We start from the raw sequence: 24284 nt of genomic DNA, 5'->3' as shown, positions 1-24284 counted from the left end.
TTTACAGACTTGTTGTTAATTGCAGGATGGCATTGCAATATTTAAGTAAGGTGGGAAGGCGAGCGAGTAGTTGCTTTTGTCTAATTGCGGAAGTTTCTGGTACTTTGGCTGCTTGCAAAAATCTTACATCCATTCCGATTAATTGCAACTCCTTAGCAATCTCGGTTTGGTAGGAGCGGATTTGATAATTATCTGCTGGCTCTAAAGTTAGTATTTGTTCTAGGAAAAATTGCTGGGCTTTTTGGTAGCGAGAACGTAACTCGATAACATCTTGCTGTTGAGATGCCGCTTGCATCTGTTCTAAAAGTTGAGCAAATTGTTGATATTCTGGCAACATAAGGCTACTTAGCATAGAATTAATATAAAGAATTTTGCCCTACAAATGAATTGGAGATGTTTAGCAAACTATTGCTACTTCGATCCAAATATTTTTTCTACTTGCGCTGACTATGTTTTGGCACAATTGGCGCTAATATTAACAAACCTAATATTTTTTTTCTTAGTCGCTCAATAATTGCGATCGCATTTCCTAATAGTTCTACCTAATAATAGTTAATTGCAGCCCGATCCTATGAATGTTGTTGTTGCTCCTACTGCCTCCTTTGATTGCGATCTTCCTGAATGGCTACATAAGTGTTTGATTACATCATCAGATAACGATTCTAGCGACGCGGGGATCATCTGTCGTGCTTTTGAGTTTGCCTATAAACTCCACGCAGGACAATATCGCAAATCCGGCGAATCTTATATCTGTCATCCGGTAGCCGTAGCGGGTTTATTGCGCGATTTAGGCGGTAATGGCGCAATGATTGCGGCGGGATTCCTCCACGATGTAGTAGAAGATACAGATATCACAATTGAACAAATAGAACAAATATTTAATCCAGAAGTCCGGCAATTAGTAGAAGGTGTTACTAAGTTATCTAAGTTTAATTTTTCTAGCAAGACGGAAAGTCAAGCAGAAAACATCCGCCGAATGTTTTTGGCAATGGTGCAAGATATACGGGTAATTGTAGTCAAGCTTGCCGATCGCTTGCACAATATGCGAACTTTAGAACACTTAGCCGACGAAAAGCGCCGCCGTATTGCCACTGAAACCCGCGATATTTTTGCTCCTCTAGCTCATCGGTTGGGAATTGGGCGGTTTAAATGGGAATTGGAGGATTTGGCGTTTAAATACCTAGAAGCCGAAGCTTATCGTCAAATGCAAGACTTAGTTGCCGAAAAACGCGGCGACCGAGAAGCTAGACTTGCGAGAGTTACCGAAGTATTAAAAGCTAGGCTAGACCAAGCAGGAATTAAATACACTGATATTAGCGGTCGTCCTAAGCATCTTTATGGCATTTATCAAAAGATGCAGCGCCAACAGAAAGAATTTAGGGAAATTTACGATTTAGCCGCCATTCGGATTGTGGTTCAAACTAATGAAGAATGTTACAGAGCTTTAGCTATAGTTCATGACGAATTTAAACCGATTCCAGGGCGGTTTAAGGACTATATCGGCTTACCGAAGCCAAATCACTATCAATCGTTGCATACGGCGGTGGTAGGCTTCACTGGGCGACCCGTAGAATTGCAAATTCGCACGGTAGAAATGCACCATATCGCCGAGTATGGAATTGCGGCACACTGGAAGTATAAAGAAAAAGGTAGCAACTATACGCAAATAGCCCCAGGGGAAGAAAAGTTTACCTGGCTAAGACAGTTAGTAGAAGGACAAAACGATCTTAAAGACGCGCAGGAATATTTGGAAAGCGTCAAAGATAATTTGTTTGAAGACGATGTTTATGTGTTTACGCCTAAAGGCGATGTAATTGCTTTGAATCCGGGTGCAACTACGGTAGATTTTGCCTATCGAATTCATACAGAAGTAGGAAATCGCTGTTGTGGTGCGCGGATAAATGGACGGATGGTAACGCTAGATACACGACTTAAAAATGGCGATATTGTCGAAATTCTGACCCATAAAAACAGCCATCCCAGCTTAGATTGGTTGAATTTTGCGCGCACATCGGCAGCAAAAAATCGAATTAGACAATGGTACAAGCGATCGCACCGCGACGAAAATATCACTCGTGGTAGAGATATGTTAGAAAAAGAACTAGGCAAAACTGGCTTTGAATCTTTGCTAAAATCTGCGCCAATGGAGCAAGTAGCCCTAAAGTGTAACTATCACAGTGTAGAAGACTTATTAGCGGCGGTGGGTTACGGAGAAGTAACTTTAAACTTGGTACTCAATCGCTGGCGAGAAGTATTTAAAACCCAGCAAAGCGTTGATAATACAGAAGTTATTACTTTACCAACAACTGCGCCCCGAACTACTTTACCGACCAAAAAAGCCAGCGAATCGCCCATTGCGGGGGTAGAGGGATTGTTGTATCACTTGGCGGGTTGTTGTAGTCCAATTCCTGGAGAAGCAATTATTGGTGTAGTGACGCGCAGCAATCGCGGGATTTCTATTCATCGCCAAGGGTGTCAAAATGTTGAAACTGTGGAAGGCGATCGCTTAATTCCGGTAAACTGGAATCCTATAGACTCAAACAAAGGTCGTCCCCAAACCTACCCCATTGACGTACAAATAGAAGCCATTGACCGGGTAGGCGTACTCAAAGACATTTTATCTCGCCTCAGCGATTACAGTATCAATGTACGAAATGCTAACGTTAAAACCACTAACGGACAACCGGCTATTATTGACTTGGGTTTGGAAATACGCGATCGTCATCAATTAGAACAAGTATTTGTCCAAATCAAAAAAATGAGCGATATTCTCAATATTCGTCGCGTTGGTCAAATTGAAGACTAATAAATGGGTAATGGATAATGGGTAATGGGTGACAATTTCCAGTGACCAATCACTAAGCCTCTAGTTTTGAGCTAAAAGAAAGTAGTAGCGCAGACATCAACATGACAAATCCCCTGCTTAGTATCAATTACGAACCCACCATTGAATCCTTGGGCGGTGAATACTACGATATAGTTCAAGCGGCGCAATTTCCCGAACAAATTTTACGTTTTCGCAATGACTTAGTATTACCAACTTTGGGATTAGAAGCTCAAAACATAACCGATAGAGATTTTATTGAGGCTTTTGGTAAGTTTCAACGCCAGCCTTTACTTGCCTTACGCTATCATGGTTATCAATTTGGCTACTACAACCCCGATTTGGGCGATGGTAGAGGCTTTCTTTTTGGACAAGTACGCGGTACTGACGGGGAATTGTACGATTTTGGGACTAAAGGATCGGGTAAAACTCCTTATTCTCGCGGCGGTGATGGTAGACTTACGCTCAAAGGCGGTGTACGCGAAGTCTTAGCAACCGAAGCATTACATCAAACAGGGGTGTATACTTCTCGCACTTTTAGTTTAGTGGAGACGGGCGAACAACTATGGCGAGGAGATGAACCTTCACCAACGCGATCGTCAGTAATGGTAAGATTTAGCAGGTCGCATATTCGTTTCGGTACTTTTGAGCGACTTCATCATCTCAATCGCCCAGATTTGACGCAAAAGCTATTAGATCATGTAATTGAATATTATTATCCAGATATTCACAACAAACCCGACCAATACATACTTTTTTACGCCCAATTAGTCGCTAGAGTAGCCAAATTAGCCGCGCAATGGATGGCAGCAGGATTTTGTCATGGGGTACTAAACACCGATAATATGTCAATTACGGGTGAAAGTTTTGACTATGGCCCTTATGCTTTTATTCCTAGCTACGATTTAGAATTTACCGCCGCTTATTTTGACCATTACAGGCGTTATAGTTACGGCAATCAGCCAGATGTATGTTGCACAAATTTGAAAGCATTGCAGCAGCCTTTAGCCGCCGTTATTGATGTCGAAGCTATGGCGGAAGGACTAGCAAAATTCTATGAATATTATCAGCTTGAATATAAACATTTGATGTTGAAAAAGTTGGGTTTTACAAATCCAGATTTTCCTCAATCAGAGGATCTATTAGAAGTAACAATTCAACTGTTAAAAGATACTCAAATTGGTTATCACGACTTTTTTACCCAATTGAGAGAAAGGTTTACACCTAAATGGAGAGACAAAGCAGATTTAATATTTAACTTTGGAGAACTTCCAGCAGAACTTTTATCAAAATGGCAAAACTTATATCAGCAAGGCTTATCAAATTTACCTATTGATGAGATGGAAAAAGTAGCCCAACAATTACAGCAAAATAATCCTAAAATCGTGCCATTAAGACCCATTATAGAATCAGTATGGGAGTCTATAGCAACAGAAGATAACTGGCAACCTTTTAATGAATTAGTTAAGGGATTGCAAAAAGGAGAGTAAGTAGTACAAACCGCCTAGGATTAAAGCCCCAGGCGGGCTAATCAAACTATTTATTTAGCTAAATCAAACCCAATATCTGTAAAAACCCTAATGGCTACTTGCCTCCTAAGCCATCATGTCTTTTAGGGTCTTTCTTTTGCTTTTTAGAATCTTCAGACTGTGCTTTTGGCTTTTTGGTTTCTTTATTGCCTTTCTGCTCTTTAGACATAACGATTCCCTAATAGAGGTTACCTTCATCTTGGCACGAACTTTCATTAATCGGGGGATAAAACTATATAGCGTCGCTAATTATATTTCAAAATCTTGGTCAATAAGGGCAGTCTGCGCCACAGGTATTTTAGATAAAACTTCTTGAAGCGTTGGGAAAAAGTTTTCGCCCATTTTCAGGTAAGTAACTTTAGCCGGGGAAGAATCTATATTAGAGGTCGTCAAAAGCAAGTGCTGGCAACTATTGGAAAGCATTAAGTTTACTCCCATATGTTCGCCACTACCCCTAAAATCCGTCCGCAAACCCACAATGGGGATATTTTTAGCAAAAGCATAGCCAACTTCAAAACAACTACCAGAATCTGCGTCAGTGCCATCTAAAATTACTAGCACCATACTGGCGTTATCTAAACCTTGAATACAAATATTAAATAACTCAACGGGATCGGTCGTTCCCGCACATTCCTGTTGTGGCAAATAAACCTTATAACCCGCCGCTTTTAATTGGTCAGCCAAGCTTTGGTTAAAGGCGATCTCAGCTTGGGTAAACAGGGGAGCCGCTAAATAAATCGATGATGACATTAATCAATCTCCAAAATTAGTAAGTTTAGAAACTGCGAAGTATTTGTTTTTAGTGGATGATGTCAGACTTGAGTAAAAATGTTTTTATCGTCAGACAAAATTTTAGAGGAGTTTGGACTAATTGTTTACTTATTTGGATGCGATCGCACTATTCAACTCTAATCGTTTCGATGGTTGGTCTTTGGATGAACGAGATCCGGCGGTCATTGAATCGCTCTTACCAGTGGGGGAATGGCTGCACCGTCACTATTTTAGAGTCACAACCGATGGCTGGCAGCACTTGCCCACCGATGGCAGTATGCTAATTGTTGGCTCTCATAACGGCGGTTTACTAGCTCCAGATACGCTGATGTTTATGGTGGACTGGTTTCGTCATTTTGGCGCACATCGCCCCGTCTACGGGTTAATGCACCCGAATGTGTGGATGCTACCTATATATTCTCAGTTAACGGTTAAATTTGGGGCAGTGATGGCGCACCCAAAAATGGCTAGAGCGGCGCTAAGACAAGGGGCGGCGGTTTTGGTTTATCCTGGAGGAGCGCAAGATTTATGGCGATTGCATAAAGAACGCGATCGCATTCACTTTGCTGGACGTAAAGGATTTATTAAATTAGCCTTGCGAGAAAAAGTGCCGATTATCCCGGCAATTTCTCATGGCGCTCACGATACTCTAATTGTTTTAGCGGACTTTTACAAAGAACTGCGCCAACTCCACGATTGGGGTATGCCTTGGCCCTTTGGCTTCGACCCGATGGTATTTCCAATTTATTTAGGATTGCCTTGGGGTTTGGCAATTGGCCCATTACCCAACATTCCCCTCCCTGTTCCAATCCATACAAGGATTTGTGCGCCTATTGAGTTTGAGCGTTATGGTCGGGCGGCGGCTCTTGACCGCGATTATGTGGATACTTGTTATGAAAAAGTTTGTACGCAGATGCAAGGGGAATTAGATGCTTTAGTTGCAGATAAAAGCACGATCGGGAAACGGTAAAATAAAAGGGCGTTACAGTTAATCATTGGAAGTTAGACACTATGTCCGTTGCAAACAACGAGTTTGAGATTACTAAGCCAGAAACAGAATGGCAAAAAGATTTAACCCCAGAACAATTTAAAGTGTTGCGCAAACATGGCACAGAACGCGCTCATACTAGCGAACTTGATAAGCAATATGGTGAGGGAACTTATGCTTGTGCTGGCTGTGGACAGCCATTATTTACCTCCGAAACTAAGTTTAATAGCCGTACTGGCTGGCCGAGCTTTTTTGCCCCGATTGAAGGTGCGGTAGGTACAACGGTAGATAAAGCTTTATTTATGACCCGGACAGAAGTTCATTGCTCTCGCTGTGGTGGGCATTTGGGTCATGTATTTAATGATGGGCCACAACCTACAGGCGATCGCTATTGCATGAATGGTGTTTCACTTAAGTTTATCGCCGACTAATATATGTGGCTGGTAACTATAAACTGTTCAACGGATGCCTGGAAACAATGGAGTGCAGCCTTTCTCACTCTGGTAGATAAGTATCAAGGTACTTGCCTTTCTTCCAAAAAAACACCCCAGGGCGATCGCACGATGGAATACAAAATTGAAGATGTTGCTGATGCGGAGGTTTTTACTGATGAATGTCAAAGTTTAGAAGGTTTTGCAGCCCAGTTTGCATCCCTTTAATCTCCTATGCAGTCTACTTCCGCCAAGTCTAAAAATCTCAAAGCTCAAATAAAATTAGAGTTTGCGCTTTGCTGTGCCTATTGTGGTGTTAAGTCTCAAAAACTTACTTTAGATCATGTATTAGCGGAGTCAAAAGGCGGGATAAAGTCGCGGCAAAATTTAGTACCAGCCTGTGCAAGATGTAATAAAAGCAAAGGCTCTAAGCATCTAACAGACTGGTACATTGCCAAGCTACCTTTTTATTGCCAGAAACGGCTGCAAAAGATTTTGTCTAGAAGTGATGTAAATTTGACTATTGTATCTAAGTGCGCCAAAGGATTTGGCTAATAAATTCTCCCCCAAGAGCGATCGCTATTGATTTCAATTACCACGTCTACCCAAATAGAAGGTTTAATAAATAACTCTGGGTGCAGACTGCGCCAAAAGTAATTGACAAATTGCTCAAGTTCTTCGTCACTCATCCCTTTCTTACCAAGAGCAATAGCTTGATGTTCGGCTTGTTGTCGCCAGCCTAAACTCCAACGGTAATCGAGCGGATATAGCAAAATTAACCTGTCTATTTGTTCCCATAAAGGTAAATAATCCTGCAATTTGGCATTCATATCACGGGCAAATTGGCGATCGCTATCGGTAACAATTGGCGGTGGTGCGGTGTCAAAAACTACTGGATCGATAAGTCGAACCCCTACAAACCAACCCTCAAACAAGATAATATCTGCTCTAGTAATTGCTTCAGAATTCCCTCGATCTCCTGCACCGTTAAAGGCAGATTTATCGAAACGGGGAAGTTGAATAATTGCGTCAGAATTGACTTGATGCAGTGCCTCCAAGACCTTTAAGCCCAAATCTAAATCGTGAGTACCGGGAGGGCCACGCCAAACTAAACGCGGGTCTTGCTGTTGTAAAATTAGGCGATCGCGATAGGTTTTATACAAGTCATCCAAAGATAAGCAAATCGTCCGATAACCCATCTCGCCCAGAATCAATTTTAAAATTGCAGCTAAGGTAGATTTGCCCGTTCCTTGAGCGGCTAAAATGCCTTGAATTAATGGCTTTGATTGCCTAGTTCGATACTCAGCTATGAGCATTGCCAAAGGTAGCCACCAAGTCCATAGATTGGTTGCAAACTTATCTTCTGGAAGCTTTAGAGTTTGTTGATTAAATTGGCTGCAAACAGGGTAAATAAAGCGGAAAATAGGCGCATATTCTCCAGTTTCTGGTGTAATGCCAAAAGCTTTCGCCCATGCTGCATCGAACAATAGCGATCGGCTATTTGTCAAAATTTGTTCAAGCCACAAATCCATTAGAAATCTAAAGCTTGGTGCGGATTCTTGTCAAGATTTCGTCATTATAGCTTTTTGAAACTTTCCACAGGCAATGCTCACAGATATTGGTATTTAAAAACTTAAGAAAAGCTTTCTGTACAATTTCTGAAAATTTTGATATTAATTTAATCAGTGGTATATATTGTGACATTGCTACTGTAAATTTGCCCGTAATCATAGGAGACTTATGAAATTGCCAGGAATTAAGCTGCTTACAAAGCTGTGTTCGGGACTTGCCCTTTTTGGATTAACCTCTGGAATATTCATGCAAGAACCCACCAATGCCCAGTCCAACATATCCAACATCATAAACTTCAATCGCACTGCATACTTTGTTGCCTATACCTCGGCTACAGGGCATGAATTGTGGAAAAGTAATGGCACAACTAATGGCACAGTCTTGGTCAAAGATATCAATCCTGGAAGTAGTAGTTCTGACATATCTAACCTAATGGTTGTCAATGGCACGTTATATTTTATTGCCTACAATCCTATCGGAGGCTATGAGTTGTGGAAGAGTAATGGGACGGCGGCTAGTACAGTGATGGTCAGAGACATTAATAGAGGATCTGTCAATTCTTCTATATCCAATATAGTCGTCATCAATAACATACTGTATTTCACGGCTTATAGTGCTGCTTACGGCAATGAGCTTTGGAAGAGTGACGGTACAAGACTTGGCACTATTCAACTTAAAGATATTAATCTTGGGGTTGATGGTTCTAGACCAAGTAACTTGGTCAGTGTCAATAACATACTGTACTTTAGTGCTGAGAGCGTCCTTCATGGTAAAGAACTGTGGAAAAGTAATGGTACGGTTGCCGGGACTGTTCTAGTTAAAGACATTTTCCCTGGAAATTACGGTTCTAATCCGGAGGACTTAGCAAATGTTAATGGCATATTGTACTTTACTGCTAGGAGAAGCTTCTCTTCCTCTACAAACCTGTGGAAAAGTAATGGTACGGCTGCTGGGACTGTTCAGGTCACTTTTGATTAAATAAATAGACCGTTGGCGTATTGAGTCAAATAGTTTTAGACCCCAGACGTGCATCTACATTTCATATATCGGCTTTTATTTTACTGATTACTAGCTCATGAAAAAAGTTCTTTTGATTGCATTCGGCTATGGGAAACATAGATAAATATTAAAGGCGATCGCACTAGGTAAACTATCATAGTCTAAAAATGTGTTAGCAAGCCTAGGGCAAATTTTGGTCAAGTTTTTGCGGGATTTTTAAAGCGATTGAAATTTATTGGTATTGATCTAGGTTGGAAATCGCAACCAAGCGGACTATGTTGTTTGGAATTAGTAAACGAACAGTTGCATCTATTAAATTTAGATCGGATTGAAGAAATCGCCGATGTACTTTCTTGGTTAGATAATTGGGTTCAACCACAAGATAATGCGATCGCGGCGGTAGATGCGCCGACAATTATTCCCAACCTTACAGGATCACGCTTACCTGATAAACTTACCCACAAATATTTTGGACGTTACCATGCGGGTTGTTATCCTGCTAATCTTGGTCTTGCTTTTGCCGATCGCACTGTAAACTTCGGCGTAGAGTTAGAACATCGAGGTTTTGTCCACGCGCCAGAAATTACACCCCAAAAACTGGGTAAATATCAAATTGAAGTATTCCCCCATCCGGCGATCGTAGAATTATTTAATTTACCTTTGATCCTTAAGTACAAAAAAGGACGCTTGTTAGAGCGTCGCTTAGAACTAATTAAACTGTATAAATATATCGTAGAAGTTTTACCCACCTTTACACCCGCCCTCAATCTCAATTCTCATCCAGTGCTGTTTGCTGAAATCCCCACTACTGGAAAAGCTTTAAAAGCATTGGAAGACAAGTTAGATAGTATAGTTTGCGCTTATGTGGGCGCTTATTGGTGGTACTGGGGAGAGGAAAAAAATATAGTATTGGGCGATCGCGCAACGGGTTATATAGTTATTCCCAAACGCGAAATTTAGCGGTGCTTTTTGATCACCATGCGATCGCCATAAACTAATAATCGCTCTATAGTATCAATCCGATTTAACCAAACTTTAAATTGATAAGGATTTTCTAACCTGTAAAAGCGCATTCCGTCAATAAACTGCAACTCAAAAGCAGCTAACGCCGTCTTTGCGGTACTCAATCGCCCTGATGTAGGATTAGCAGCAAGTTCTGCTAAAGCGGTTTCTAAGACTTTGGCTTTGGCGTTAAAAGTTGATTGACCACTTTTCACTAGAACCAATTGGTTATTAGCTAATAAATAATCCCATTGCTGTTGCAACGATGTAAACCTAGCCGCCGCCGCACCGAAAGGCTGACGATAAGGAATTGGCTCATTAACTTTGCCTTGGGTGCGTTGAAAAATGTTTTGTAAGTCGCTATTGAGATTTTCTACAGCAAATAACGCATAACCGCTAATTGGCAAGTCTCGCGCCAACTGAATTTGGTCTACGGTCACAGGAGAAGTTAAATTAAATAAACGAATTCCCGGTACAATCAGCGCTGAACCTAGATTTATCGAACTAATCCAAGGTTGCGCTAGACGCTGGAAACGGTAAGTATCCAGCGCATAAGTCATGGGAATAATTAAATCTACATCCCCCCGTTGCGCCCATACTTCCCAATGCTGCTGTAACTTATTGAGGCGATCGTGTTCCGAAAGCGGAAACACTGCAACCGACATAATTACATTTGGGCGGGTTTTACGCAATTTCTGCGCTACTTGAGCCACAAAAGAATCGATTTGTGCGGTGCGAAAATTAGTCCATTTTTGCCACAAAAGGCGATCGCGCGGACTAATTTTCGTCGGATCTACTCCCGTTAACTGCTTAAATTGCTGCCTTGAGGCTCTACCATAACCGTAAGTGCGATCGGCGGCGGGATCTTGAAACGGATAGCGAATATAGTCTAGTTGCAAGCCATCGATTTTGTAGCGCTGGGCAATTTCATCGCATAGAGCAAGTAAATACTGTCGTGCTTCGGGATTTGCCGGATCTAAAAACGGTTTATTTTGACCAAGGGGAAACAAGTTACCTCGGTTATCATAGCTTGCCCAATCGGGATGAGCCGCAATAACTGGCCCTGGATAGTTCGTCGGAAGATTAACTAAAGTATTATGACGTTGATTGCCTACAGCAAAAGCCCATACCCAAGCGTGCAACTCTATCCCACGTTCGTGAGCTAACTTAACTCCCGATTCTAAAGGATCCCAACCTTTGACTAAAGGATTTGCTTGGGGTGCAACTTTACTTGGATAGATAGGATAGCCAGCATTGACGGTTTCTAGAAAAACAGTATTAATTCCCGACGCTGCCAATTTATCAAAAATTTTTGCTAATCCTTGCTCCGAGCCTGCACGGACGATTGTGCCACGATCTAACCACATGGCACGAATTTCTGGTTGCGAAGTCGGGCGGCTAGTAGGGTAATTGTCCCACAATAATTGAGAAGCTTTGAGCCATTCGCTTCTTGCTTTGGTGTAGTTTCTAGTGCTAACTAATTGCGGTAAAGTTTTGGCAATTTCTCTAGCTTTATCCAAGGCTTGAGTAGCGCTTTGGGGTATGGTCGTAATGTCAGAACTAGCTATTTGTGTTGATTCGGTAGGGCGATGATTGCGCGAAGATGCCGCTAGTTGGGCGCTTTCAAATCTCCCAATTAAATTATCTAATTCTTGGCGCAGTGCGATCGCCTCTAATCCTGTAATTGGAGTTTTGGCGTTGGGAGCAATTAATCCTCTTGGTGCCAGCCTATCTAAAGGCTCGTCAGCAGCAGGAGTAATAAAGCCTGTTTCTACTCTACTATTAGGGCTTATAGCTATTGGGGGCTTTGCAACCCTTGGCAGTTGATTTGTTGGCAGAGTAACTGTTTGTCTAGTTATTTCAGGTTGAATTGTCCTTAAAGGCGTAATTTCTGGCGTTTTTGGTTTGACGGAAATTCTATTTGTATTTGAAGCTACTGTCCCATTACAGTTTTTTGGTTTAGCGGTATTATTCGTAGCGACTAATTTGACATGACGACTAAGAGCAGCTTTTAACCACGCTGTATCAAATTCGGCAGTAGTGGCGGCATTTGTTCCCCAATTCCAGCCTAAAAGTGTTGTGCGCTCGGTGGTGACGACGGCGGAGGGAGCGTTAGACATTTGCCAAACGGCGGCGGTTTGGCTAGTAACGCTAGTTGGAATTACCGTTCCTCCCCAAGCTGTACCTCCTAAAGAATTTTTTACCCACTGTTGGGAGTTAGTTTTTAATGGTTGCAACTTTGATGGCGCTTTAAATCCAAAGCCCCAGTAGCCCCCCAACAGGCTCCGCATTAGTTGCCGAACCCCAGGCTGACTTCTGTTACCGATAGCGCCGCTTGTAATTATCCGTCCGCCTTTGCTCATCCATGATTCTAGAGCGATCGCCTGAGCCGGGGAAATTGTCTCAATATTCGGCAAAAATACCACTGGGCGATCGCTTAAATCTGTTACGCTTCTTACACTTGCTAAGTCAATCACACAATAATTTATTCTCGATGCCTGCAAGCGCGTGGTTATAGTTTGCCAGTGTTGAGTGTTTTCTTCGCTCTTGACTACTCCCAATATTTCTGTTTCTACAGCTTTGGCAGGCAAAGTAAATATTGGTAGCAAACTTGCTCCCCAAAAAATTGCTCCTAACCAAGCATATAAATTTTTCCCTACTTTTTCTCGGCTAGAAGTAGCCATCACTGCTGGTAGCAGCACGGGTAAAGTTAATTTTATTGGCATTATTTAATACAAGTCTCGATTAGCTCGGCAATCCCCCGGACGGGTAAAATTGGCGTACTGAGTCTGGAGGCAAGTTCTGTAACGGTCATGTCGTCTAAAAAACAAGTATCACCATGCTTAAGCATCATAGCAGGTAATAGCACCCCATCGCCCAAAGATTTCTGTTGTAACCCTAATAACAAATCTTCTCCTGTAAGTAAACCTGTAACTGTAATGCTTTGTCCCCAATAATTGCTACATAAAGCCACCATAGTTATTTCCAAATTTTCTACTTTATTTAGCCGCTCTACAATTGGTTGAAATGCTTTTTCTACAGCGTTACCTACTATCCAAGTAAACTTTTTTGGTTTAACAATTTGTTTTGGCAGGTTTTCGGCTGCTAGTTGAAATTCTTTCAAAAATGAACGAATTGAACCGACACCATTATCTATCTGCGGGTAGTTTTCATAATCAGATTCGGGGGGCAAGAATTGCCCAGCAATCAAAAACCACTCGTCAGCTAACCAAGCAAAGGTAGATTTTAGAGAATTCCGAAATTTAGTTTGTAGATTTTGTACTTGTTGGATAACTTCGGCGGCTTTTTGGGGAGTAATGGGGATTAATTCGTCTTCGTTGGGGCGAAACTTAGTTAAGCCTACAGGTACAATAGCCACCGAGGCGACGGCGGGGATTTTGCCTTTGTGAAAAGATGCCAAATCAAGTAGAGTTTTTTCTAAATGCTGACCGTCATTTATTCCAGGACATACGACTACTTGAGCGTGAATTTGTAGCCGCTTTTGTTGAAACCACTTTAATTGTTTTAATATTTCCCCAGCGCGAGGATTTTTTAATAGTCTAGTTCTAATTTCTGGCTCGGTGGCGTGGACGGATACATACAAAGGCGATAGGCGCATTTGCTCAATTCTTGCCCATTCTTTTTGACTTAAGTTAGTCAAAGTAAGGTAAGAACCATAAAGAAAGCTGAGGCGATAATCGTCATCTTTAAAATATAAGCTTTCGCGTTTACCGGGGGGCTGTTGATCTATAAAGCAAAAAGGGCAACGATTATTACACTGAATTAAATTGTCAAATAAGGCGCTGTCAAATTCTAATCCTAAGCCTTCATCGTATTCTTTCTCAATTTCTAAGAGATGAGTTTTTCCAGTAGTGTCGATTACTTCTAGTTCTAATAGTTCGTCAGCGCACAAAAATTGATAGTCTATTAAGTCGCGGGGGCGCGTACCGTTGATAGATAAAATTTTATCTCCAACTTCAAAGCCCATTTCGGCGGCGATGGACTCAGGGATTATTTTTGTAATTATGGCGGGGTTGGTGGCATTCATAAATCTTTCCGGCGGCGCAGCTTTTAGCTATTTGGCAATAAGTTAGTGGCGATCGCAATTAATATCGCTATCCCAAAGGCTAGTCTGTACCAAACAAATACCCAAGTGTTTTGAGTTTGCAAAAAGCGCAGTAACCAAGCGATCGCTAAATAGGAAAATATAGCGGCAGAAATTACGCCCACAATCATTGTAACTATGCTGTCGTTGGTTATTCCTATGTCTACTAAGTCTTTTAATTCCACAAGTCCGGCTAAAGTAATTGCTGGAATTCCCAGTAAGAAAGAAAATCGAGCCGCCGCACCTCTTTCTAAACCCATAAATAACCCCGCCGTTAATGTCGATCCAGAGCGCGATACACCAGGAATTAAAGCCAGAGCTTGCGCTAATCCCATCACTACGCCATCGGTAACGGTTAGGTGTTCAAAGTTGCGTTTGCGTTTGCCAATTTGTTCGGCAAGTCCAAGTAGAAGCGACATTACTATTGAAGAAATTGCGATCGCTTCTAAGCTCCGCACGGGGGAATTATCGTAGTCGGGGATAAATACTTTAATTAATAGTCCAAAAAATACTATTGGTAAAGTTCCTAGCATAATGCCGATGGCTAGGCGCAAGTCATAGGATTTGTAATTTTTTTGCCTAATTGCGGTGAATGCGCCGAGGGTTATTTGAGTTAGATCACTCCAAAAATACCATAGTACGGCGGCGATACTTCCCAACTGAATTACAGCAGTTAGACCGACTCCCGGATCTCCCCAGCCTAATAATACAGGGATTACTTTCAGGTGAGCGGTACTACTAATAGGTAAAAATTCTGTTAGTCCCTGCACCATCCCCAGAATAATTGCTTGAAAAATATTTGGCTGTGTTGTAGTTACTGCTGGCAATGTTTGACTTTGGACTGGTAGTGCAATAACTGCAAAGAGGCTACCCAAAGCTAAGATTTGATATTTTGCTGAAGCCATAATTTGTTTTTTTTGGAGTGAGATCGCAGTTTCTCCTTAAATTGACACTTTTGCTAACCGCCGTCAAATCTTTAGCTGCTTACACCCCGGTAGAGCTTAATAATTAAGGTATTATTAATATGCCCCCCCAGGGCATCGATTTTATGGTATCGTTAAGTAAGATTAAGTTAAGTAAATAATATTAATATAGTACCTTGGTTAACCAAACATTGCCCCCTTATAGCGTCGTAACTTCCTCGCTGGCAACCGCCGAGACGCAAAGAGTTAGTAATATTTCTTGGCAAGTTGGCTTTAAACAAGCCTGGTTAACTTTTGGAGCAGCAGTTTTTTTAGTAACCGTGCCAGTATTTATAGAAGCGCCACTTGTAAGAGTGCTTCCTTGGCTGAGTTTGGTACTAACGGCGGCTTGGTTATGGCTAGGTTATAAGTTGATGTCACAACCCAAAACTTATATTTGGGGAGACTTATTACTAGGTTTTAGTTGGAGTTGGTTAGCGGGTTCAGTTTACTGGGGCTGGCTGCGCTGGGAACCGTTGTTACACTTGCCCGTAGAAGCGATCGCGCTGCCCTTTGCGATCGTTTGTTTGAGACGCGGTTGGGGCAAAGTAGGCAACTATTTTTATCTGGGTTCATTACTGGGAACTGTGTTAACAGATATATATTTTTGGTTAGTAGATTTAATTCCCTACTGGCGGCAAATTATGATAGAGCCAGAGTCAACGCCCACAATTTTGCACAGTGCTTTAGGACAGGTTCAAACACCCCTGGGGCAGGGTCTAGCAATAGTTCTTGCTATCGTATTGCTAGTTTGCGGAACGTTACCTTTACTATCTAAACAATTGCATTGGTGGGCATTTGGGGGCGCGGTATTGAGTACGATTTTAGTAGATAGCTTATTTTTAGTTGCCGCGATCGCTGCCTAGAGTTATTTAGCTAACCCATGTTCTAAAGCAAAACGGACTAATTCGGTACGGCTATTTGTCCCAGTTTTGCTAAATAGACGGCTAACATACTTTTCGACATTACGGACGCTAGTTTGCAGTTGACGGGCAATTTCTTTATTCATCAATCCTGTTGTAACTAAATCTAATACGCTCTGCTCTCTAGGTGTGAGGTCGATTTTAAACGGCATGGGTGTTTGGACGATGCCGTTTTTTTGAGTAAGAATCGCCTTAATTTGCGCAATTTGATGAGCTAAATCGGCAATATCTGGGATATCGCCATGTTCGGTAGTAGCCGTTGCTACTACGCGGCGTTCTAGTAAGTTTTCGACAATAGCGACTAATTCATCGGGGTCGAAAGGCTTGGATAAATAGGCATCGCACCTTGCTTGATAGCCTTGAATGCGATCGCCTGTCATCCCTTTAGCAGTTAAAAATATCACGGGCAGGGCTTTAAACCGAGGATCGTCGCGTAATTGCTTAAGAAACTGGTAGCCGTCTACTTGGGGCATCATAATATCAGAAATTACCAGGTCTGGGGTATTTTGTTGGATTAGTTCCCAGCCTTCACGAGCAGAACTAGCTACTTGAACGCTAAAACCGCTTTCAGATAAATAGTCTTTGACAGCTTCGCGCAATCCCGGCTCATCATCTACCAATAATAGTTGTGCTGACGACATTAATCGGTTTCCTCTAGGATATTTTTTTAATTTAGCGAAAATTGGTAGGTAAAGTGCGATCGCCATTAGTTTCTGTGCCAATTAGCGATCGCCTGCTTGAGATGGGATAAAAGATAGCATTGCTGTAGAAAAGCTATCTTTGTCCTGGTTTTAGCCGCTAAGTATTGGTGGCAATCAAGGTGAGGCGATCGTTTAATATTTACTTTACCAAATCACCTAATAGTTTATTTATGCAACTATTTTGACAGTAAGTTTTGAGCTAGAAAATAATTTCAAAGTAGGATTTAGGACGACAATTCAAAGCAGAGCCAAAGATCGTTAATACTAGACCTCTTGCAAAAGTACGAATTACAATGGGGAGAAAGAGATTAGATAAATACAAAAATGACTTATAAACAAGTAAAAAAGCTAAAGGCTGAAGACTTTAAGCGTCTATGTGGAGTGCAGTATGAGACATTTAAGCAAAGGGTAGAAATAGTCAAAAAAGTATATTGTTCACGTAAGATAACAGGGAAACCATCGAAATTAGGGGTAGAAGACCAAGTTTTAATGACCATAGAATACTTACGTAAAGTCACGCGAGTGGAAGCTTCCCCCACAGAGCTTTACGAGAGTACAGAACATATTTTCATTTAGGAGCAACTTGGGGAGTAAACGAGTCCACAGCCTATCGAAGCACTAGGAAAATAGAAAATATATTAATTCAAGCACCCGAATTAAGATTACCAGGAAAAAAAAGACTAATCCAAGATGATTGTCAGCTAGAAACAGTAGTGATAGATGTAAGCGAAACCCCCATAGAAAGACCTAAAAAAACAAAAGAGCTATTATAGCGGCAAGAAAAAATCTATACATTGAAAGCCCAAGTAATTATCGATAAAAGGAATGGAGAAATACTATGTACAGCATATAGAAAAGGGACTGAGCATGATTTTAAGTTGTATAAAAGGAGTAAGATCAGGATTAAAAAAGAGGTTAGATGTTTAGCAGACAAAGGATATCAGCGAAAAGTTGGGGGGAGCGGTTTCCTTCCCCCAAGCTTTTCAAGAGAAGGAATTAAAAAGTATCATCATTTCAGTAAAACACCTAAAAAGAAGCCAAAAAAAGGTAAGTTTTCTATAGCAGATAAAAAAGAGAATAGAGAGCTAGCAAAAGAGAGAATAGTTATTGAAAATATCTTTGCACATTTGAAAAGATTTAGAATTTTACAAGGGCGATATCGAAACCGAAGAAAACCTTTGAATTAAGGTTTAATTTAATAGCTTCTATTTACAATTATGAGCTTTACATAAATGCAAATCAATTTTAAATTTTACTTTCGCAAAAAGTCTGATGTACATTGTCAGTCGTTGCCAGAAGTCGCTTTAAAATACTGTGGGAGCAAGTAAAAGTGCGCTCCCGCTCAGATATTCTTAAGGCTCGTTGCTATAAAAACTTATACGTCAAAGCAAATATTAAAATGCTTGGTAATGGGTGAAAATAGGATGGAAGGCGATCGCTTTTCCTGCCGCCTTAAAACACCAAACTGAAACATAGTTCCTTTCTAACCATTCTCGCCACGCCTAGCGACTTTTGGCATAAATAGTTTCTAGTCGATCTTCAAACTTCGGCATCACAGAAGATAGCAAAACAGTGTTAAAGCTAACAGATAACTTCAACATACCTTCCCTAAAAATCAGTTCAGCAGCCCAATAGCAAAGCTCACCAGACGGCAACACACTCTGCAACTCAATCAATAGCTTATGATTCCGTTTTGGTGCAGCGATGTGTTAGGTGGCAGTGCTACCTTAGCGCAAAACGGCAAAAAAGATCATTGAGTTACAATAGCATTAAATACTCGTTAGTATTCTACATCCCTTACCTCTATGCCTGAAGTCATTGAGATACCTATTGAATTGACTCACTTTCAACTCCCTAAAGCGGTTCACAATCGTCTTCAACTCTTGCTAGATCATCAAGATACTGGTGAAATGTTAACTCCATTAGAAAGAGACGAGGCAGAGGGTTTAGTTGAATTAGCTGAGTTTCTGTCTCTGCTACATTTGCGATCGCAAAGAGTAGCAAAGTAAAAATAGATGGCATCAATCCCTGTATCTTTGCGTCGATTGGTTATTCAAAGGGCAGAAAACTATTGTGAGTATTGCGGTTTATCACAATTGGGGCAAGCAGCTACATTTCATGTCGATCATGTGATTCCTGTAGTAGCGGGTGGCTCAACAACGGCAGATAACTTAGCTCTTGCGTGTGTATCTTGCTCACTCTACAAAGGGGCAAGGCAAGACGTAGAAGATCCCGAAACGAGTGAATTTGTGAAAATTTTTAATCCTCGTCAACAAGCTTGGAAGGAGCATTTTTACTGGAGAGATTTTCAGGTTATTGGTTTGACATTAGTGGGACGTGCGACTGTCAATGCTTTGAAACTGAATCGTGCAATTATTCTATCAATTCGGGCAGAAGAAGAACTACTTGGTCGTTACCCACCAACAAAATGATCGTATATTTAAGTCATAGCTAACAGCGTGAATACCTTTTCTAATGCCGTATCATCCGCTCTAATGATTCGTTATGGCGCATTATTGTGGTTCACCATTTTTAAGTTGAACTCTATTTCTATCTTCTGAGCATATCTCAGGTTGCTGTTTGCAGACTATCTTAACTAAGTCAAAGCAGTCATCAGAACAAAAAACATATCGATTGCTGTTATATATTTGCAATTTATTGTAATGCTCAACATCCTCAAGAGTAAGGAAGAAAAGTTTATTGTCTTGATTAACCTGCTCTTGAAAATATTGTTTATCTCGCATAATCAAAATTGCTCTGATATTAAGAGGAAATGCAATTTCGATTCCCTCAGAAGCAATACCTCCTAGAGACAGATAAGGATGTCGAGCTACAGGATGATCTGAGGTGAATAAAGGTCGGTCTGTATCATTGATTCCAATTAACCAGATGTGACTGTTAAAGATTTGTGCTACTTGTTTATAATGGTCGAGAATGAATTTGGCGTGTATTACAGCCAAACCTTCTTTATACATTGAAGATTCAATAGAACTACTTTTATCAACAATAAGAGATTTAATATCAGAAATTAGTTTTTCGTCAAAGCTTATGGACAATAGTTTATCAAATTCTTTTATGATTTCTTCTTCTAGAATATTGGTTCTTAGAGACTCGGTTGATTTACGCATCTCAACTATAAATTTCCGAAACTCTTTTGTCCTAAGAAACTGAATTGCAGCAATACAGGCTAAATCCTTTCGTTGATCTGTGGTGAGAGCATTTATTAAATGGATCTTTCTAGCCTCTTTGTTGGGATTGAGACTTAAACGAAAAATTCCATCTATCTTCTTTTGAAGATGCCTCAAAAATCTATCTTGTCTCCCCTCTAAGTCTCCAAATAGTTCTTCAATAAACTTGATATTCTCAGGCTGAGTTGCATTTTGAGGGAAATCATAGAAACATTTTTCACTTGCAACATTATTCACATTGGGAGAAAAAAATTTTTGCTCAGGCTTGGAGAATGCAAATATTTTTTTTCTATTATGACTAAAAAGCCTTAAATATTGCTGGGGAACGTAATGCTGCTTTTCTAATTGTGACATTTAATTTTATTTAAAAATATGTATACATTGTAGCTATTTTTTAAGCATAATATACAGAAAGTTTATTCCCAACATCCACAGTTGCAAATTATAAAAAAATTTCCGTATATCCAACCTTTATGGGGTATTGTACGGAATTTTTCTGTATAACTTTTGGTATTATCTAGCGCTTTTCTGTTATCTAAAGTTACAAAGGCGATCGCCCGAAAACGGCTTATAAAGACTGTACCGATCGCACAAATCTTTGTAAATGCTTACTTTCTAATTCCAAAACTCGGCGGGCAAAATCTGGATCTTGGTCGAGTAAGTCGTCAAAGGTATCGATGGAAATAGCTAAAATTCGCGTGGTTTTGCTATCTGCAACAATTGTGTTTTCTGAGTTGCTGTGTGCTAAAACCTCTAGCTCGTCTAGAGTTTGCCCCGGACGCACCTGCTCGGTTTGAGCTAAACCACCCGTTTGATAATGAATTTTGGCATCGCCTTCAATTAATAGCAACAACTCTCTACAGGTGTCCCCCGCTTCTGTAATTGTCTCGCCCTGAGCATAGTTTTTTACCGTTGCGCGTTCAGCTAGAGCAATTAGGGTTTGACTCTGCATCCGGTGGAAAAAATTGCTGTTATATAAATAAACCAACTTTTCTAGCAGGGGAAATTCGCTCAGAGATGAGTTTGGGGAAGATAGTAGCTTTTTAGCAGTTTCTTGAACTAAAGGAGAACTAGAGTTGGAATGCTGATAGTGAGAACTCGCCGCGCCGCGTTCTGGATCTAATTGAGCAATTATATATAGTGATGCTGCTTGAATCATCGGATTTTGTTCTTGGAGCAGCGTTGCTAAACGGTCTAAAATCTCTGACGATGAAAATTCTAGCGAACAAAAGACGGGTATTTCTCCCGGTTGGGTCAAAACTTGCCGAATCTCTGCGCTTAAGCGATCGCCTACGCCCTCCTCTTGGAGAATTTCTATTAAAATTGATGGTGACGCTTGCTGCAAAGATTGTGCCAATATTGGGGCTGGCGGCTCGTTTTGGAGTATTACCAAAGTTTCTAAAACCGAGCGAACAATTAGTTCTTTTTTGTGACTAATATTTTCTCGCAACAGAGTCAACACCGCTTGATGTTTTTGCAGCATAGGTTGATTTAAGGCGCGATAACAAGCAATCAAGTCTGGTAACTGAGTAAGTAAAAACTCTGCTTTTTTGGCGCTATTTTCGTTTACAGAAAATCCACTTAAAATCCATTCTTCATCTTGGGCGGTAATTGAATATTCACGGCGCAGAGAGCGAACTTCGGCTGTATCTTCGGGCGACAATTGTACTAAAGTTGCGCGATCGGGCTGTTTGCTTTGTAGTAACATCAATCGTTCTAGAGATTTGCGATAGCCGCTTAGTCGGATCTGATTTTCTAAACTGCGTTGACGGTTGGGACTGAGTAATTCTGGATCTTCAATGCCCAATTCTTCTAATACAATGCGGTGTTCGTCATCGGTAATCCCTAGCTCTTGGCGCATTTGCTGTAAAACTTCTAGACTGCTGGAGTAGTTAACATAACCTTCTTCTAGTGCGTCACGAACCACACCTTTATACGCCTGGTGTCGTTTTTCACGAGTAAATCCGGGCAGAACTTTAGCTAAAACATATACTTCGTGAATATTGAGGTCGTTTATTACCCGCCCATCTAAAAACTGTGAAACATTAAGCTGTAATTTCTCTAATTGTTTGCGGAAGCGACTAGCAAGGTTTTCACGAGCATAGAGATCGCTATGTCGCCGCCAAGTTTTGTAAAGCCAGAGGGTACTTAAGGAAACAAGACCTAGATCGTAAAGATATTGTACCGACCAGGGCATAAGTTGAACTAGGGGACGACCACCAAAAATAAAGAAGAAATTGAAAATGCCAAAGGTGCAAAGGGTAAAAATACGATGGCGAATGGTTGCAAGTTCTAGTTGTGGCTGTTGCTTACGACTGTAGGATTTAGCGCGTTTTTCAATCCATTGTCCCATCTTATAGGAGATCGCCGTACATACCCCCAAGACGAGGGGAACAGCAACTAATTTAGGAATGTTGATAGATTGCCCAAATAAATAAAGTCCGGGACTAAACAAAGAGGCTAATTGATCGGTTTGTCGCAGCCACGCTCCAGAAAAATAATAGTTCCAATTGCCTGCATATAAATAGTAATAACCAAAATAGCCCACTACTAAACCAACATAGCCGTAGCGCAAAAATGAAGTTTCAGGTTTGTTTAAGCTATCCCAATAGTTACGTTCAGCGTCAATATCAATACAGGGATTTTGGCAGGCTACACAAGCGCTTTGCTCTTTACCATCGGGTAGAACAGTGCGACACATAGATTGAGTGATGAGGCGATCGCTTGTATGGGCTTTACTGCTTAACAATCCCCCTGGTTCGCTATAGATGCTCTGCACCGGAGCCATAGGGCAAAAGTATTGACACCAAGACTTACCGCCATACAAGTAGCCGACAGAAATTGCCGCCGCAATGGTAAATAGTAACCAACTTGCTAGTATTAGGCGATCGGCGTTAAAAAATAAAATTCTTCCGCATAATCCCGCAAATAGCCAGCCAAATTGCAGGTAAGGATAGTTTTTCCCCAACCACGAATCAGCATTAACCTTTGCTAGTTCGTAGCGAATCTTGCCAGTTTTTTTATTCTCCCGTTTAAATTGTCGTTGCCATCCCAAAGCACGAGGAATCTGAGATAAAAAAGATAAGGGACAAATCCGCCGCCATAGCTCGTGACCAAACACCAATAAAATAAAAATGGCGGCGGGGACAATAGCACCCCAAAACAGGGTAGTTCCCAAGGGGTAGGGTTGTTCAGACAAACATTGCCCTTGTACCAGAACGCAAGTGTTGGGTAGTCTTAACGGACTCCAGGGATGATTTGGTTCGGTTAATGCCGATGTCCAAGGATCGTAAAACAATGAAGCGATCGCAATCAGCCAACCAATAGTCAAAACCCAGCGAACCCAGTGCATTTTACGCTCTGGTATTTGTGCAAACATAAATAAACCTTTTTACTAAAGTTACAAAGGCGATCGCACTTTTTTAAGCGGTGTCGTCGTGAGCAAAACGATGATAGAGGAAGTCTAGAGCGTAGTTACGCAACTTGTAGTATTCGGGATCTTCCATGATGCGAGTGCGATCGCGCGGACGAGAAAAAGGAATTTCCATTACTTCCCCAATACTAGCGGCGGGGCCATTGGTCATCATTACTAGGCGATCGGCAAGAAACAAAGCTTCATCAATATCGTGAGTAATCATCAATACTGTACAGCGATGATCGTTCCAAATTTTGAGTAATTCTTCTTGCAATTCTTCTTTGGTAATCGCATCTAATGCCCCAAATGGCTCGTCTAAAATCAAAACTTGAGGACGAATTGCTAAAGCTCTAGCAATAGAAACGCGCTGTTTCATCCCTCCAGATAGTTGCGGCGGCTTTTTATCGGCGGCTTCTGTTAGTCCTACCATTGCCAAATGTTCCCGGACGATCGCCCGTTTTTCTGCTTCTGGTTTATTGGGATATACGGCATTCACAGCGATGTAGACGTTCTCAAAAGCAGTTTTCCAAGGTAGCAAAGCGTAGTTTTGAAACACTACCATGCGATCGGGTCCAGGCTGAGTAATTGGCACAGAATTAAGTTCGACTCTACCGCTACTTGGGGTAGTAAAACCCGACACCATATTTAGTAATGTAGATTTACCACAGCCAGAGTGACCGATGACGCAGATAAATTCCCCTTCATTTACGGTGAGATTGACTCCCTCAAGTACCGTGTAAGTGCCTTTGTTAGCGGTGGGATAGACCTTAGAAACATCCTCAATTAATAAAAAAGGACTGGTTTGAGTCTTTTTTGCTGGGGTGGTTGCAGTTGGAGAGATATAAGCAAGAGTGCGATCGTGCATTGGTTTAGT

The 24284-nt window shown here is 41.2% G+C and carries 21 protein-coding genes and 1 pseudogene; 12 read left to right on the top strand and 10 right to left on the bottom strand.

Features of this window, described 5'->3' with window-relative positions:
* Position 1 precedes the first annotated feature (1 nt).
* Positions 2 to 352: a heterocyst frequency control protein PatD gene (patD, locus tag SYN7509_RS0211275; RefSeq protein WP_038020925.1), complete on the bottom strand. Its 351-nt coding sequence runs from the start codon at positions 350 to 352 to the stop codon at positions 2 to 4.
* Between the two features lie 219 nt (positions 353 to 571).
* Between patD and SYN7509_RS0211270 the strand changes: the two genes are divergently transcribed.
* Entirely contained in the window at positions 572 to 2806 is a 2235-nt protein-coding gene (locus tag SYN7509_RS0211270) for a RelA/SpoT family protein (protein WP_009630704.1), read from the top strand.
* 101 nt (positions 2807 to 2907) lie between these two features.
* Complete coding sequence (locus tag SYN7509_RS0211265) at positions 2908 to 4314, top strand: protein adenylyltransferase SelO (RefSeq protein ID WP_009630705.1); 1407 nt, start codon at positions 2908 to 2910, stop codon at positions 4312 to 4314.
* A 288-nt stretch (positions 4315 to 4602) separates the two neighbouring features.
* Here SYN7509_RS0211265 and SYN7509_RS25740 read toward each other — a convergent pair whose 3' ends face one another.
* Complete coding sequence (locus SYN7509_RS25740; protein WP_009630707.1) at positions 4603 to 5103, bottom strand: nucleoside 2-deoxyribosyltransferase; 501 nt, start codon at positions 5101 to 5103, stop codon at positions 4603 to 4605.
* A 121-nt stretch (positions 5104 to 5224) separates the two neighbouring features.
* Here SYN7509_RS25740 and SYN7509_RS0211250 point away from each other — a divergent pair, with 121 nt between their 5' ends.
* From SYN7509_RS0211250 to SYN7509_RS0211235, 4 genes are read left to right on the top strand one after another with little or no spacing between them, the layout of a single operon-like run.
* Positions 5225 to 6094: a lysophospholipid acyltransferase family protein gene (locus SYN7509_RS0211250; RefSeq protein ID WP_009630708.1), complete on the top strand. Its 870-nt coding sequence runs from the start codon at positions 5225 to 5227 to the stop codon at positions 6092 to 6094.
* Positions 6095 to 6135: 41 nt separating this feature from the next.
* Positions 6136 to 6543 carry a peptide-methionine (R)-S-oxide reductase MsrB gene (gene msrB, locus SYN7509_RS0211245; RefSeq protein WP_009630709.1) on the top strand — a complete coding sequence of 136 codons (408 nt, stop codon included), beginning with the start codon at positions 6136 to 6138 and terminating at the stop codon, positions 6541 to 6543.
* A 3-nt stretch (positions 6544 to 6546) separates the two neighbouring features.
* Positions 6547 to 6771 (top strand): hypothetical protein, encoded by a 225-nt coding sequence (locus tag SYN7509_RS0211240; protein WP_009630710.1) that lies wholly within the window; start codon positions 6547 to 6549, stop codon positions 6769 to 6771.
* 6 nt (positions 6772 to 6777) lie between these two features.
* Positions 6778 to 7098, top strand: a complete 321-nt coding sequence (locus SYN7509_RS0211235) for an HNH endonuclease (RefSeq protein ID WP_009630711.1) — start codon at positions 6778 to 6780, stop codon at positions 7096 to 7098.
* Here the strand turns inward: SYN7509_RS0211235 and SYN7509_RS0211230 are convergent.
* Entirely contained in the window at positions 7095 to 8075 is a 981-nt protein-coding gene (locus tag SYN7509_RS0211230) for a kinase (protein WP_009630712.1), read from the bottom strand. The two genes, SYN7509_RS0211235 and SYN7509_RS0211230, sit on opposite strands and share 4 nt — an antisense overlap.
* 208 nt (positions 8076 to 8283) lie before the next feature.
* Between SYN7509_RS0211230 and SYN7509_RS25735 the strand changes: the two genes are divergently transcribed.
* Together SYN7509_RS25735 and SYN7509_RS0211220 are read left to right on the top strand one after the other, a co-directional pair.
* The gene (locus SYN7509_RS25735; protein WP_009630713.1) at positions 8284 to 9093 is read left to right on the top strand and encodes an ELWxxDGT repeat protein; all 810 of its coding nucleotides are present in this window, start codon (positions 8284 to 8286) and stop codon (positions 9091 to 9093) included.
* Between the two features lie 246 nt (positions 9094 to 9339).
* Positions 9340 to 10074 (top strand): DUF429 domain-containing protein, encoded by a 735-nt coding sequence (locus SYN7509_RS0211220; protein WP_009630714.1) that lies wholly within the window; start codon positions 9340 to 9342, stop codon positions 10072 to 10074.
* Here SYN7509_RS0211220 and SYN7509_RS0211215 read toward each other — a convergent pair.
* From SYN7509_RS0211215 to SYN7509_RS0211205, 3 genes are read right to left on the bottom strand one after another with little or no spacing between them, the layout of a single operon-like run.
* Complete coding sequence (locus SYN7509_RS0211215) at positions 10071 to 12842, bottom strand: family 10 glycosylhydrolase (RefSeq protein WP_009630715.1); 2772 nt, start codon at positions 12840 to 12842, stop codon at positions 10071 to 10073. The two genes, SYN7509_RS0211220 and SYN7509_RS0211215, sit on opposite strands and share 4 nt — an antisense overlap.
* Positions 12842 to 14164 (bottom strand): TIGR03279 family radical SAM protein, encoded by a 1323-nt coding sequence (locus SYN7509_RS0211210; RefSeq protein ID WP_009630716.1) that lies wholly within the window; start codon positions 14162 to 14164, stop codon positions 12842 to 12844. Before SYN7509_RS0211210 ends, SYN7509_RS0211215 begins: the two co-directional genes overlap by 1 nt.
* A 23-nt stretch (positions 14165 to 14187) precedes the next feature.
* Positions 14188 to 15126, bottom strand: a complete 939-nt coding sequence (locus SYN7509_RS0211205) for an undecaprenyl-diphosphate phosphatase (RefSeq protein WP_009630717.1) — start codon at positions 15124 to 15126, stop codon at positions 14188 to 14190.
* Between the two features lie 194 nt (positions 15127 to 15320).
* On the opposite strand from SYN7509_RS0211205, the gene SYN7509_RS0211200 reads away from it, so the two are divergent.
* Positions 15321 to 16049, top strand: a complete 729-nt coding sequence (locus SYN7509_RS0211200; RefSeq protein WP_009630718.1) for a DUF3120 domain-containing protein — start codon at positions 15321 to 15323, stop codon at positions 16047 to 16049.
* A gap of 2 nt (positions 16050 to 16051) precedes the next feature.
* Here SYN7509_RS0211200 and SYN7509_RS0211195 read toward each other — a convergent pair whose 3' ends face one another.
* Positions 16052 to 16747, bottom strand: coding sequence for a response regulator transcription factor (locus tag SYN7509_RS0211195; RefSeq protein ID WP_009630719.1), 696 nt, complete (start codon positions 16745 to 16747; stop codon positions 16052 to 16054).
* 384 nt (positions 16748 to 17131) lie between these two features.
* On the opposite strand from SYN7509_RS0211195, the pseudogene SYN7509_RS28495 reads away from it, so the two are divergent.
* The 3 genes and pseudogenes from SYN7509_RS28495 (at position 17132) to SYN7509_RS0211175 (ending at position 19239) form a co-directional block, all read left to right on the top strand.
* Positions 17132 to 18056, top strand: a pseudogene (locus SYN7509_RS28495) (IS5 family transposase).
* A gap of 556 nt (positions 18057 to 18612) precedes the next feature.
* On the top strand, positions 18613 to 18816 hold the full coding sequence (locus SYN7509_RS0211180) for a hypothetical protein (RefSeq protein ID WP_009631071.1): 204 nt from the start codon (positions 18613 to 18615) through the stop codon (positions 18814 to 18816).
* Positions 18817 to 18822: 6 nt separating this feature from the next.
* On the top strand, positions 18823 to 19239 hold the full coding sequence (locus SYN7509_RS0211175) for an HNH endonuclease (RefSeq protein WP_009631070.1): 417 nt from the start codon (positions 18823 to 18825) through the stop codon (positions 19237 to 19239).
* A gap of 81 nt (positions 19240 to 19320) precedes the next feature.
* On the opposite strand, the gene SYN7509_RS0211170 is transcribed toward SYN7509_RS0211175, so the two are convergent.
* The 3 genes from SYN7509_RS0211170 to SYN7509_RS0211160 form a co-directional block, all read right to left on the bottom strand.
* Entirely contained in the window at positions 19321 to 20349 is a 1029-nt protein-coding gene (locus tag SYN7509_RS0211170; RefSeq protein ID WP_009631069.1) for a DUF4238 domain-containing protein, read from the bottom strand.
* Between the two features lie 214 nt (positions 20350 to 20563).
* Positions 20564 to 23374 (bottom strand): cyclic nucleotide-binding domain-containing protein, encoded by a 2811-nt coding sequence (locus tag SYN7509_RS0211165; protein ID WP_009631068.1) that lies wholly within the window; start codon positions 23372 to 23374, stop codon positions 20564 to 20566.
* A gap of 43 nt (positions 23375 to 23417) precedes the next feature.
* Positions 23418 to 24275, bottom strand: a complete 858-nt coding sequence (locus SYN7509_RS0211160; protein ID WP_009631067.1) for a nitrate ABC transporter ATP-binding protein — start codon at positions 24273 to 24275, stop codon at positions 23418 to 23420.
* Positions 24276 to 24284 lie beyond the last annotated feature (9 nt).

The organism is Synechocystis sp. PCC 7509 (assembly GCF_000332075.2).
GTDB lineage: Bacteria > Cyanobacteriota > Cyanobacteriia > Cyanobacteriales > Chroococcidiopsidaceae > Aliterella.
The sequence above is the reverse complement of the archived record's forward strand: the minus strand, read 5'-3'. Positions and strand labels throughout refer to the sequence as shown.